Raw genomic sequence first — 12,340 nt, 5'->3', positions numbered from 1 at the left:
GAGACATTCTATAAAGGCAATTATATTAATTGGGTAGGAGGTCAATTTTTTATGGCAAAAGTAACTTTTATAGGTGCAGGTAGTCTTGTATTTACAAATAATTTGGTCCGTGATTTATTAACATTTCCTGCATTTGAGGATATTACCATTTGTTTAATGGATATCAATGAGGAAAGACTAGGTTTTGCCAAAAAGATGGTTGAAGGAATTTTTGAAGCTGGTAATTATGATTCGGCAAAATTAGAATGCACAATGAATCGTCCCGAGGCGTTAAAAGGAGCGGATGGTGTTGTTTGTACCATACTAGCTAACATCTTCAGGTTTGGAGAAAAGACATAGAAATACCAAAAGAATACGGTGTGGATATTAATATTGGTGATACACGGGGTCCTTCAGGAATATTCCGTTTTTTACGCACTGTCCCAATAATGTTGGAAATATGTAAGGACATTGAAAGATTTTGTCCTGAAGCAATATTTCTTAACTACACTAATCCAATGGCAATGCTGTGTAGGGCAATGCAGAGTGAAACACAAGTTCAAGTAACTGGTTTATGTCATAGTGTACAAGGTACTGCGCAGATGTTAGCAAGGTGGATTGGTGCACCAATGAAAGAAATTACATATGAATGTGCAGGAATCAACCATCAGGCATTTTACCTAAACTTTAAATGGAATGGAAAAGATGCTTATCCACTTATTCGAAGTGCAATTGAAAATAATCCCGAAATTTATAATGAGGAACAAGTAAGGAACGAGATGTTTCTTCATCTAGATTATTATGTTACAGAATCCAGTGGGCATAATTCAGAATATAATGCATGGTTTAGAAAACGTCCTGACTTAATAGAAAAGTATTGTACATACGGAACCGGATGGAATCCTGGCTTGCATGCTATGATCGTTAGATCTTATGAAGCAAATAGAAAGAATTGGGAAAAACAACTGATCTCTTGGAGAGATGAACCGATTGATATAAATAGAGGAAATGAATACGCTTCCTATATTTTTAATGCTGTTTTTGGGGATCAAACGATGTTTGAATTTAATGGCAATGTGCGCAATTTAGGAATAATTGATAACTTGCCGGAAGGTTGTTGTGTAGAAGTGCCTGTAATAGCTTCTAAACGTGGATTAAATCCTCTTAAGATAGGAAATTTACCTGAACAATTAGCTATTTTAATAAATACAAGTGCAAGATGCGAGGAATTAGCTGTGGAAGGGGCCTTAAGTGGCGACCCGCGCAAAATTTTCCATGCTATCTGTTATGATCCGTTAACTTCTGCAGTTTTAAGCCTAGATGAAACAAAATCAATGGTTGATAAGATGTTTGTAGTGAATAAAGATTGGTTACCTCAATTTAAGCATCTCACTTAAAAAACTAGTTTAGATTATATGGTTAAAATGACCTAGGAATTTTATAGCTTTTTTCGGTAAAATATATGATTTTATTCTCCAATATCCAAGTCAATAAATCTACTTAATAACGATAAATTAGGGGCTTTTTGACACTTTTCCCTACCATGAATTGTCGATATAAAAATACAGATGAAGCTTTCTATGATCGAAGTAATTTATTTATTTTAAATGTTAAATATAGGTTTTTAAAAATAAGGAGGGAAGCTATTAATTAAATCCTGATTACTTTTTTCTTGTTAATATTATTCGCTTGTAAGTATATTTCCGGAATTTGATTGCATACTGGGGGAATAAATTTGGCTAGTTCGTCGAAAAGGTTGGTGGAAGAAACATCTCAAGAAATAGTCGTTAGACCAAAAAGGTTAACGCATCAAGAAAAACAAAAATTAATAAAAGGGTTACTTTTTATTTCACCTTGGCTAATCGGTTTTCTTGCATTTACTTTAACACCATTCGCGATGTCCTTATTTTATAGTTTTACAGATTACGATATTATCCAAAAACCTACCTGGGTGGGGTTTAAAAATTTCACAGAACTGATGCATGACGAATTGTTTTGGAAATCACTTTATAACACATTTTATTATACTTTGTTTTCTTGCCCTCTAGGAGTAGTGGTAGGTGTTGGGATTGCGTTATTGCTTAATCTGAAAGTAAAAGGAATGGCAATATATCGAACGATTTTCTATCTTCCATCCATAGTTCCTTTTGTAGCTTCTTCTATTTTATGGTTATGGCTACTAGATCCTCAGTTTGGTGTAATAAACGCTTTATTGGAGAATTTGGGTATTCCAGGGCCGGGTTGGTTAGTCGATCCTCAATGGTCAAAACCTGCATTGATTTTAATGGGATTATGGGGAGTTGGAGGGCCCATGATTATATACTTAGCTGCATTGCAAGATATTCCAAACGATTTGTATGAGTCCGCTGACATTGATGGAGCGACATGGTGGCAAAAGATTCTTTTTATTACAATACCGATGCTAACTCCTGTCATTTTATTCAACCTAATAATGGGCTTGATAGGCTCTTTTCAATACTTTACACAAGCGTACATTATGACCAGGGGCGGACCCAATGATTCTACACTTTTTTACGCATTATATCTTTATAATAACGCTTTTTCCTATTTCCATATGGGCTATGCATCGGCAATGGCTTGGATTTTATTTGCTATCGTAATGTCTGTTACCCTACTAATATTTAAATCTTCTGCGCGCTGGGTTTACTATGGCGGGGAATAATAAAACTTTGGGAGGAATTAATTTGAGACTGAGCAAAAAAAATCTTTTCATACTTTTAATCATGAGTGTATTGTTACTGGGTTTAGTGGCCTGCAGTTCAAATGGCTCGTCGAAAAAAACATCAAAAGATGGAGTAGTTGAAGTTACATATTGGCACATGTGGACAGGTGATTGGAAGAAGCTAATTGATAGTCTTGTAGATGAATTTAACGAAAGCCATCCCAATATTCATGTTAATGCATTATCCATTGCAGGAGATGCAAATTCAAAATTCTTAACTGCTCAAGCAGGTGGGGATCCTCCTGATGTAATGACACAATGGAACCAAGTTATTCCGTCATGGGCGGAAAAAGGAGCCATTATGTCTCTAGATCCATACATTAAAACGAATGCTCCAGATTTAGAAGATTGGATGTATCCTATTGTGGCCGAAATAGGAAGATATAAGGATGAAATGTATGCGGTTCCGTTCTCGATGAATTCCTTTATGCTTTACTATAATAAAGATGTTTTTGAAGAAGTCGGGCTTGATTCTGAAAATCCTCCAAAAACAACCCAAGAACTTGATGCGATGCAGGACAAACTATGGAAAATTGATAATAGGGGCTTTATTGAAAGAATAGGATTTATGCCCGGATGGTTAATCCAATGGAATACTGCCTTTGGTGGTCAATGGGTTGATGATGCAGGAAATCCAACAGCAACAAATGAAAAAAATCTAGAGACGTTAAAATGGTTCGAATCATATGCGAAGAAATATGATCCAAAAAAGGTTGCTTCTTTTCAAAAAAGTTTAGAATCCAATACTATAAACAGCACTTGGCCATTTCTAACCGGAAAAACAGTATTTGCTGTGGATGGAATGTGGCGTTTGATTGACTTACAAAAATATGCTCCTGATCTTAATTACGGTGTAGTTCCTTTACCTTACCCAGAGGTGGATGGAAAACCAAATGCATCTTGGATTAATGGAAATTATAATATTATCCCTCAAGGAGCAAAGCATCCAGAAGAGGCATGGGAATTTATTCTTTGGCTTACTGGATATAAAAACGAAGAATGGGCAGGAGATATGTTAGCAAAGGGTGGTTGGATTCCTGCATCTCCAAAGATTACTGAACAGCCCGGTTACCAATCATACTTAAATGAAATTCCTTTTAGAAATGGCTTTGTTGATCTTTTTAATAGTGAAAATATCCAAATCACACCTGTAATACCTGTTCAGCAGTATTATTGGGATCGAATAGGCTCAGCGGAAGAATCCGTTATGACCGGTAATAAAACTCCTGAAGAAGCTTTAGAAACTGTTCAAAAAGAAATAGAAAAAGAAATGGGGAAGGGAAAATCTGAATAAAAAGAAAGGGAATTTTATTCCCTTTCTTTTTAAAAGGAGATGGGTGAATGAGGTCTTATAACACAGGGCTAAGTAGGAAAAACAAGCAGGCTATCCAGCAAGCAATAGCACACGTATGCTTAATTATATTTGGTCTTTCTTTTTTATTTCCATTTGTTTGGATGTTATCAACTTCTTTAAAACCGGAGGCTCAAATTTTTAAATGGCCACCAGAATGGATACCAGAAAAATTTATGTGGGAAAACTTTCCTGAGGCCTTAACCTTTGTTCCTTTTGGTTTATACTTTCAAAACACTATGGTTATCTGCATTTTTACGGTATTGGGAACCATTTTATCAGCGGCTATTGTTGCCTATGGTTTCGCTAGAATTGAATGGAAAGGAAGAAATGTATTTTTCTTTATTATGCTCACAACCATGATGTTACCTTACCAGGTGGTTATGATCCCTCTTTTTTTAGTTTTTAAAGAAATTGGTTGGGTTGGAACTTTTAAACCATTAATTATTCCCGCTTTTTTTGGTACTAATGCATTTTTTATTTTTTTACTAAGACAATTCTTTTTAACTATTCCATATGAGTTATCAGATGCTGCTCGAATTGACGGATGTTCGGAATTCCGTATTTTTTGGCAGATAGTAATACCGTTATCTAAGCCTGCTCTTGCTACAGTTGGGTTATTTACATTCATGGGCAGTTGGAATGACTTTTTGGGACCGCTAATTTATCTGAATGATGAATCTAAATATACTATTGCATTAGGTTTACAACAATTTATTGGCCAATATGGAACACAGTGGGGGATGCTAATGGCAGCTTCAACTGTTGCGACTCTACCAATAATTATAATCTTCTTCTTTGCCCAAAAAACATTTATTCAGGGAATATCAACTACAGGGATAAAAGGCTAAAAGCAGATGGAATGTTATGGTGCAAACTCCTAATTATTGAGTAATCGTTAATGGAATATTTAATTGATAATCCAATATAGGAAGGTGGACATCGTAATGGAATTTATAAACAGTAGTATTAACACTCATTCACATAAATGGGATATGGGCTTCCATAAACATCAGACTTATGAAATTTCAATATTACTAGAAGGAAATGCAGTTTTTCAATTGGAAAACGCAGAATTTTTTTTACAAGAGGGTAGTGTAGTAATAATTCCTCCCAATTTACCTCATCGGATTTTCGCTATTACATCAGTAAGATGGGGAGTGATCGAGATAACAGTAATGCCAAAAGAGTTAAAGAAATTGTTTTATAGATTAACTCATACGGAATATCCTCGAATAATATCACTGCTACAAATTTATAGGGAACAATATGAAGTCTTATTTAGAAACTGGCTTAAAATGATTTCGCAACCTTTAATAGAAGAAAAAAAAGTAATATTTACATGGATTGAAATTTTTTTGCTGTTTTTATTACAGCATTCTAAGACTGGCTATGTTCCCATTACGATAGAGACCACGGCAACATATATCCGCTCAAATCTTCATCAGGAAATACGAATGCGCGATTTAGCAATCCTTACAGGTTTTTCTGAATCGAATTTTCGTAGAAAGTTCAAAGAGTTATACGGGATTAATCCAAAACAATTTCAACAGTATTATAGAATGGCAGAAGCAAAATGGTTATTAGTATATACAAAAAAATCATTGCAAATCATTTCTGAGCAAATTGGCTTTTCAAATATACATTCCTTTTCGTCTTGGTTTAAACAAATTGAAGGGTTATCACCTTCCGAATGGAGAAAAAATAAAGGAGAGCTTGTCTTTTAATTAGGGCTCAACAATTATGATAGTTTTTTAGCTTTTGGATTAACAAGTATTTGACTAATATTTGTTAAGGTCTCATATACATATATATATAAAGAATAGGAAGGATAATTAAAAAATGATATTAAAAATGGGTAAACATGAATTGGAAATGGGCACGAAATATCTTACAAATTTAAGAGATTCAAATGATATCTTAGATCAAACGGACAAGCTTCGAAAAAGGATGGAAGAGGAAGGTTATTTATTATTCCGTGGATTCCATGATAGGGAGAAGGTATTGGCTGCACGGAGAAATATTCTAGAAAAATTACAACGAGAAGGCAAATTAGCGGATGTTGAACCTATTGATGAGGGGATTATTGGGCCGCAAAATAAGGGAGGATTTTACGGAGGGGGAGGACTAGACTTTGCTTTAGAATTTCCGGATCTTCTTGAACTTGTTAATTCCTCCAGAGTTATGAGTTTTTTCAATGAATTTTTAGAAGGAACTGCTACTACTTACGATTATAAATGGCCACGTGCTGTAGGAAAGGAAGGATTTACGGGAGCTCATTACGATATTGTCTACATGGGTAGGGGAACTAGAAATATCTATACAATGTGGACACCATTAGGTGATACACCCTTAGAACATGGACCTCTAGCAATTTGCTTAGGCTCTCAAAACTTTGAAAAAATAAAAGAAACGTATGGAAAAATGGATGTGGATCGCGATAGAGTTTCAAATGGATGGCTCACAACAAATCCAATAGAAATTATTGATAAATATGGTGGGCAATGGGCCACAACTCCATTTAGTGCTGGCGATGTTATCATTTTTGGTATGTTTACACTACACGCCTCCATTAATAATACTACTAATCGCTACCGAATTAGTGTTGATACACGTTACCAGCTAAATACCGAGCCAATGGATGAGCGATGGGTTGGAAATGAACCTTTAGGACATACTAAACAGGATCCAAAAGAGCAGGTTACAATGGAGGAATCCCGTATAAAGTGGGGAATTTAAACGCTAGTTTTCCAAGGCGAAATATTGGAGTAACGGAAGCTTATCTATCATTACCTAAAATAAGCAAAACAGGAGGAATATATTTCCCCTGTTTTGCTTATTTAAATAATAAAACATATTAAAAATCCTTACTTGTTTTTCTTTCTTGAAGAATCCTTCTTAATTCCAGTTTCCCTTGTTGTCGTTCCTTGCGCCATAGTTTGTGATGATCCTAAACCGATCGTTGATGGGTCAGCTTTTCTTCTCGACACACTCTTCACCTCCATGTATAGTATTTCTTAAAATCATTTAGTTATGTTATTTTTTTCTATTTCGAATGGCCCTAGATAAACAAAAGGTTCAAGTTCAAGACGGAAAATTTCCGTGCAGAGGAAGGGGCGGAACTTTTTAAGCAATCAGGAGCGAGATATATCATGCTAGTTGCGGAACATCATGATGGATTTCAACTATATAAAAGTGAGATTTCCTCTTTCAAAGTGTATGAAATGGGGACAAAACGGGATTTGTTTGGAGTGGCATTTGAAGAGCAAGGTTTAGAGCTCACTGTTTCCTCACATCGAGCGGAGCATTGGTTTTTCATGTAGGGCGGGAAGGAATTTGATTCGGATGTAAAAGAACCACTCGTTTGCGGAGATTGGCCATCGATACCTGAATCAGATCTTCACGATATCCATTCCCCGGACTCAACTGAAGAATTTTTAGAAGATTGGTTGATTCGTTGTTGTGAACTAGTTGACCAATATCAACCTAAAGTTTTTTAATTTGATTGGTGGATTCAGAGGCCGTATATAACGAAGAAAATGAAGAACTTACGATATTTGCGGTTAACCGTGACCTTGATGATCGCTTATTGTTAGAATGTGATAATCGTAACTTCGAAGGTTATCAAGTTGTAGAGCATATCGTTCTTGAAAATGATGACTTAAAACAAGTTAATACTGCAACTTCCCAGGCAGTTGCTCCTCACAATAATGGCGATGCGACTAATGAAAATGGTCGAGTAACAGCTACCCTGCCAAAACTGTCTTGGAACGTTACTCGTTAGAAAAAATAATATTGCTCGGGGGAGAGGAATTCTCTCACCCATTATAAAACTTCTTCAGTAACCACTCTCTCTTTTAAAAACCTCAAAGCAACTACTTAAAAATACATGACGATTTTGTAGAAGGAATTCTCTAAATGAATAAAAAATCAGTGCACAGACTGATGTTTGTTTTCCTAACCCTTTAATTAATAGTTACAAGTAGTGTAATGGGAAAGGAAACTGAAAACAATATAATCGAAGGTGAAACGCCAGTGTTTAACAATGAATCTGTTCAAGACATACGGTTATTTGTTGCGGGTCATAATTCCGTCTTTATGATGAAGACATAGGAAAAAACAATCTTTAGTGTTCCAAGGGTTATTATTTGTCAGAATTTCTTAAGGTTGTATATGATATATAGGTGTCACGCTTGTTTGCTTAATTGGCTAGTAATTGTGTTCTTAATCTTGACATTTCTTTATCCATTAAGGAAGATGCTTTGGCAAGTTCAATTAGCTGTTTTTGAGCATCCTCAGGTATAGTTTCCCCTTGATATTTATAGTTTAGTTTATGCTCGGTGGATGCCCAAAAATCCATAGCGGAAGTACGAATTTGTATTTCTGCAGGAACCCATATTATCTCGTTAGATAGGATGACTTGGGTTTCTACAATCAGGTGCAAACTTTTATATCCACTCATTTTCGGGTCCTGAATATAATCTTTTACGCGTATGATTCGAATGTCTTCACGTTGCTGGATATGCTCCTTCAACATATATACGTCATCAACAAAACTTGTGACAATTCTAACACCCAAAATATCTCTTATTTCATTCCTCACTGCTTCTTGTGTTAAAGGAATTTCTTTTCTTTGTATTTTCTCCACCAAAGATCTTAATGTTTTTATACGTGTTTTCTTATGTTCAATAACGGAATAGCCATATCGTGTTTTCCACTCTAAGTCAATAATCTTGAAATCACTTTCTAATTCATGTAATGCCATTTGGTAAGGTAAAAAGAACCCCATCCAATTGTCTAATACTTTTTGAATAACCTCGATTTTTACCTTTTCCTTCACAGCATGTCCACAGCCTTCCTGTTAGTATCCTGTTATCATAACACAGATGATTCAAAGTAAAAAAGGTGGACCTATAAGAGCCATAACCGGTGCTTGTTTGCCAATGTATCTTCATTCGAGTTGTTGCAACCACCTAAAAATAATAAGAATAAAATTAAACCCAGGAATTTTTTATGTATGTATTTCTCCTTAGACGCCTTTTCACATATTATTCAATTTCCAAACAAAAAACTCCCTTAAGAAAAATAAGAAATTACAGAATTTATCAAGGATTCTAGTAAACGATGAAGAATATTATATATAGCTTAATAGGAAAGGATGACAGGATGGATAAACAGGAATATTTAAAGATCATTGATGACACGATTGCCTCTGGACGATTCAATGCCGATTGGGACTCATTATCGCAAATCCAAGTTCCAGAGTGGTATCAAAAAGCGAAGTTCGGGATATTCATCCATTGGGGAGTGTATTCGGTTCCGGCTTTTAAAAATGAATGGTATCCGCGAAATATGTATATTCAAGGGTCGGATGAATATAAACACCACCTCGAAATGCATGGAGAGCATAAAGATTTTGGCTATAAAGATTTTATTCCGATGTTTAAGGCGGAACATTTTCATGCGGAAGAATGGGCTGATCTCTTTAAACAATCTGGTGCGAAATATATTATGCCAGTTGCGGAACATCATGATGGATTTCAACTATATAAAAGTGAGATTTCCTAGTAAGTAAAAATGGTGCATTACTATTAAACATCGGTCCAAAAGCGGATGGTACGATTCCTGAAGAAGATAAAGCAATTCTTCTAGAGGTTGGAGATTGGCTAAAACTAAACGGAGAAGCAATTTACGGCACGACTTACTGGAAAACGTTTGGGGAAGGGCCAAATAATATAGAAGAAGGCCAATTTACAGATCAAAAGGCTAAGGTTTTTACGAGTGAAGATATTCGGTTCACTAGAAAAGACAAACATTTATACGCAACCGTTCTGACATATCCAGAAAGTGGTGAAGTTCGAATTAATTCGCTTAAAGAAAAATCACCATTGTTTCATGGCATTATCAAAGATATTTCCATTTTAGGATTTAAGGAAAAACCAACATGGAATAGAACTGAAGAAGCGCTAATGATTCAAACTTCAACTGTCGAAAGTACAAGCCCAGTCGTTTTTAAAATTGAATTAAATTAATAAATGTAAGCGTTAACTAGAGGAGGATTATTAATGAAGATTACTCATGTTGAAACGTACTTACTTGATGTCCCTTTAAAGCAACGAGCGATTACAGATTCGCAAACAAGGCTTGAAGGTGTTGAATTTATCGCTATCCGGGTTGATACAGATGAAGGAATTAGTGGCTGGGGTTTTAACTGGAATTACACAAAAGGGACTAGGGCAGTTCAAGCGATTATCGATGATACATATGCACCTAAATTAATTGGAAAAGACCCGCTTATGTATAAAAATATTTTGCGAGAGCTCCATTATACGAATCATTTTATTGGCCAGGTTGGAGTAACACGAGTTGGTCTTTGTGCAGTTGAGATGGCTTTATGGGATATAAAATTGAAGGTGGCAAACTTGCCGTTATGGAAATACTTAGGGCCAGTTAAAGATAAAGTAAAGGCATATAACACTGACGGCGGCTGGCTTCAGGTGACCCAGGATGAATTGATTCGAGATATGACCACATTAATTGAACGTGGTTTTGATGCGGTAAAAATGAAGGTCGGCTTGCCTGACCCTAGAGAGGATTATGAAAGAGTGAAGGCAGTCCGAAGAGCCATTGGCGACAATGTAAAATTAATGGTTGATGTCAATACGGTTTGGGACTTAAAAACATCAATCGTATGGGGACGAAAATTTGAGGAGTTTGACGTGTTTTGGCTTGAAGAACCGATGAACCCATTTGATAAAAAAGCTCATGCCGAATTGGCGCGTACTTTAGACTTGCCAATCGCCGTTGGAGAAACCATTTATACGAAATATGATTTCCGTGATTATATCGAAATGGGGGCGGTTGATATCGTCCAAGCGGATGCTACGAAACTATCTGGAATTGATGAGTGGCTGGATGTTGCAGCTCTCGCCCGTTGTTATAATCTTGAAGTCATTCCACATACAAATGTTCAACAAAAATTACATGTCCAATTAGCGGCTGCTTCGTCAAATGTTCCGATGGTTGAATATTGCTACGAATCAATCGCAGATATTTGGGAAAATCCCGTTAAAGTGGTGAATGGCTATTACACTTTACCTGAAGAACCGGGATTAGGATGTAAATTTACGGATAAAGTATTGACGGAATGCAGGATTGGATAAAGCAAGATAGAAAAATTTCAACAGTGTAGGAAGCGGATTGAAGGAACAGCTGATCTTCGTTTCGCTTCCTATTGGAAAAAATGCATAGTTCATGAAAGGAGAAATTTTCTATGAAGCTGTTAACGTTTTATGATCAGGGCATACATAAGCTTGGAGTAAAAACAGAACATGGAATTTTGGACATTACTGCTTCTGTTAAAAACGGAATTAATTTTGATATCAAGACAGATATTATGGATGTTATTTCTGGATTTAAAGAAGAAGTGTCAAGACTTCAGGATTTTATTGAATACTCGATTAATGAAGAGAAGGCAGTTTTTGCAAATGAGGACGAAATCACTTGGGGACCATGTGTCACAAGACCTCATAAAATCATTTGCGTTGGCTTGAATTACAGAAAACACGCAGATGAAACGAACGCTCCTTATCCGGAAGTTCCAATATTATTTAATAAGTTCGATAATACATTAACGGGTCATAAAGAGGAAATTCCAGTTCCAAAAGTGACGGAAAAACTAGATTACGAGGTTGAACTAGGAATCGTCATTGGAAAAAAAGCAAAGTACGTCAATGTAGATGAAGCATTGGAATATGTTTTCGGCTATTCCACGGTGAACGATTTGTCTGCACGAGATTTGCAGTTGAGAACTCCTCAATGGTTGCTCGGAAAGTCATGTGATAAATTTAGCCCAGTAGGACCTTTTTTAGTGACGGCAGACGAGGTCGGAGATCCTAACAACCTTACCTTAAAAACGTATGTAAATGGCGAGTTAAGACAAAATTCCAATACATCGGATATGATTTTTAATTGCGCAGAAATTGTTAGCTATATTTCGCAGCATATGACGTTGGAGCCAGGAGATATAATTTTAACTGGAACACCAGAAGGAGTCGTCATGGGATATCCCGAAGACAAGCAACACTATCTCCAGCCAGGGGATGTCTTAACGGTTGAAGTTGAAAAACTAGGTTCACTTACTAATTATTTTATTGAAGAGTAAAAGTGGACTGATACACTTTCAATCTTTCTCTATTGATTAAATGTAATGCCGAGTGGCGGATGGAGTGATTCCATCTGCCACTTAGATTATCTACTGAAGATCA

The 12,340-nt window shown here is 36.0% G+C and carries 14 protein-coding genes and 1 pseudogene; 13 read left to right on the top strand and 2 right to left on the bottom strand.

Features of this window, described 5'->3' with window-relative positions:
* Positions 1-51: 51 nt before the first annotated feature.
* The 7 genes from KHA93_RS23550 (at position 52) to KHA93_RS12570 (ending at position 6,812) form a co-directional block, all read left to right on the top strand.
* Complete coding sequence (locus KHA93_RS23550) at positions 52-339, top strand: family 4 glycosyl hydrolase (RefSeq protein ID WP_213111045.1); 288 nt, start codon at positions 52-54, stop codon at positions 337-339.
* A 20-nt stretch (positions 340-359) separates the two neighbouring features.
* Positions 360-1,376, top strand: a complete 1,017-nt coding sequence (locus KHA93_RS12595) for a family 4 glycosyl hydrolase (protein WP_213111044.1) — start codon at positions 360-362, stop codon at positions 1,374-1,376.
* A gap of 338 nt (positions 1,377-1,714) precedes the next feature.
* A complete protein-coding gene (locus tag KHA93_RS12590; protein WP_233711145.1) occupies positions 1,715-2,662 on the top strand; it encodes a carbohydrate ABC transporter permease in 948 nt (315 codons plus the stop codon).
* Positions 2,663-2,684: 22 nt separating this feature from the next.
* Positions 2,685-4,016 (top strand): ABC transporter substrate-binding protein, encoded by a 1,332-nt coding sequence (locus KHA93_RS12585; protein ID WP_213111043.1) that lies wholly within the window; start codon positions 2,685-2,687, stop codon positions 4,014-4,016.
* Positions 4,017-4,063: 47 nt separating this feature from the next.
* Positions 4,064-4,924 carry a carbohydrate ABC transporter permease gene (locus KHA93_RS12580; RefSeq protein WP_213111042.1) on the top strand — a complete coding sequence of 287 codons (861 nt, stop codon included), beginning with the start codon at positions 4,064-4,066 and terminating at the stop codon, positions 4,922-4,924.
* Positions 4,925-5,020: 96 nt separating this feature from the next.
* Positions 5,021-5,800, top strand: coding sequence for an AraC family transcriptional regulator (locus tag KHA93_RS12575; RefSeq protein WP_213111041.1), 780 nt, complete (start codon positions 5,021-5,023; stop codon positions 5,798-5,800).
* Between the two features lie 115 nt (positions 5,801-5,915).
* Entirely contained in the window at positions 5,916-6,812 is an 897-nt protein-coding gene (locus KHA93_RS12570; RefSeq protein WP_213111040.1) for a phytanoyl-CoA dioxygenase family protein, read from the top strand.
* 128 nt (positions 6,813-6,940) lie between these two features.
* Here KHA93_RS12570 and KHA93_RS12565 read toward each other — a convergent pair whose 3' ends face one another.
* Positions 6,941-7,063, bottom strand: a complete 123-nt coding sequence (locus KHA93_RS12565) for a YuzL family protein (protein WP_213111039.1) — start codon at positions 7,061-7,063, stop codon at positions 6,941-6,943.
* Between the two features lie 75 nt (positions 7,064-7,138).
* Here KHA93_RS12565 and KHA93_RS23260 point away from each other — a divergent pair, with 75 nt between their 5' ends.
* Together KHA93_RS23260 and KHA93_RS12555 are read left to right on the top strand one after the other, a co-directional pair.
* On the top strand, positions 7,139-7,396 hold the full coding sequence (locus KHA93_RS23260; protein ID WP_349772353.1) for an alpha-L-fucosidase: 258 nt from the start codon (positions 7,139-7,141) through the stop codon (positions 7,394-7,396).
* A gap of 185 nt (positions 7,397-7,581) precedes the next feature.
* Positions 7,582-7,857 (top strand): annotated as a pseudogene (locus KHA93_RS12555) (alpha-L-arabinofuranosidase C-terminal domain-containing protein); the annotation flags it as partial.
* 417 nt (positions 7,858-8,274) lie between these two features.
* Here KHA93_RS12555 and KHA93_RS12550 read toward each other — a convergent pair.
* Entirely contained in the window at positions 8,275-8,913 is a 639-nt protein-coding gene (locus KHA93_RS12550; RefSeq protein ID WP_349772289.1) for a GTP pyrophosphokinase, read from the bottom strand.
* A gap of 284 nt (positions 8,914-9,197) precedes the next feature.
* Between KHA93_RS12550 and KHA93_RS23255 the strand changes: the two genes are divergently transcribed.
* From KHA93_RS23255 to KHA93_RS12535, 4 genes are all read left to right on the top strand, one after another.
* Positions 9,198-9,641: an alpha-L-fucosidase gene (locus KHA93_RS23255; RefSeq protein ID WP_233711143.1), complete on the top strand. Its 444-nt coding sequence runs from the start codon at positions 9,198-9,200 to the stop codon at positions 9,639-9,641.
* A 29-nt stretch (positions 9,642-9,670) separates the two neighbouring features.
* Positions 9,671-10,105 carry an alpha-L-fucosidase C-terminal domain-containing protein gene (locus tag KHA93_RS23725; protein WP_349772352.1) on the top strand — a complete coding sequence of 145 codons (435 nt, stop codon included), beginning with the start codon at positions 9,671-9,673 and terminating at the stop codon, positions 10,103-10,105.
* Positions 10,106-10,138: 33 nt separating this feature from the next.
* A complete protein-coding gene (locus tag KHA93_RS12540) occupies positions 10,139-11,236 on the top strand; it encodes a mandelate racemase/muconate lactonizing enzyme family protein (RefSeq protein ID WP_213111037.1) in 1,098 nt (365 codons plus the stop codon).
* 110 nt (positions 11,237-11,346) lie between these two features.
* A complete protein-coding gene (locus tag KHA93_RS12535; protein WP_213111036.1) occupies positions 11,347-12,237 on the top strand; it encodes a fumarylacetoacetate hydrolase family protein in 891 nt (296 codons plus the stop codon).
* Positions 12,238-12,340 lie beyond the last annotated feature (103 nt).

The organism is Lederbergia citrisecunda (assembly GCF_018343695.1).
GTDB classification, from domain to species: domain Bacteria; phylum Bacillota; class Bacilli; order Bacillales; family Bacillaceae_C; genus Lederbergia; species Lederbergia citrisecunda.
This window is presented reverse-complemented; position numbering and strand designations above follow the sequence as displayed.

Bases quoted from the DNA above. Each gene is read 5' to 3' on its own strand.
- KHA93_RS23550 (WP_213111045.1), top strand. From the start codon at position 52: ATGGCAAAAGTAACTTTTATAGGTGCAGGTAGTCTTGTATTTACAAAT.
- KHA93_RS12580 (WP_213111042.1), top strand. From the start codon at position 4,064: ATGAGGTCTTATAACACAGGGCTAAGTAGGAAAAACAAGCAGGCTATC.
- KHA93_RS12575 (WP_213111041.1), top strand. From the start codon at position 5,021: ATGGAATTTATAAACAGTAGTATTAACACTCATTCACATAAATGGGAT.
- KHA93_RS12570 (WP_213111040.1), top strand. From the start codon at position 5,916: ATGATATTAAAAATGGGTAAACATGAATTGGAAATGGGCACGAAATAT.
- KHA93_RS23255 (WP_233711143.1), top strand. From the start codon at position 9,198: ATGAAGAATATTATATATAGCTTAATAGGAAAGGATGACAGGATGGAT.
- KHA93_RS12540 (WP_213111037.1), top strand. From the start codon at position 10,139: ATGAAGATTACTCATGTTGAAACGTACTTACTTGATGTCCCTTTAAAG.
- KHA93_RS12535 (WP_213111036.1), top strand. From the start codon at position 11,347: ATGAAGCTGTTAACGTTTTATGATCAGGGCATACATAAGCTTGGAGTA.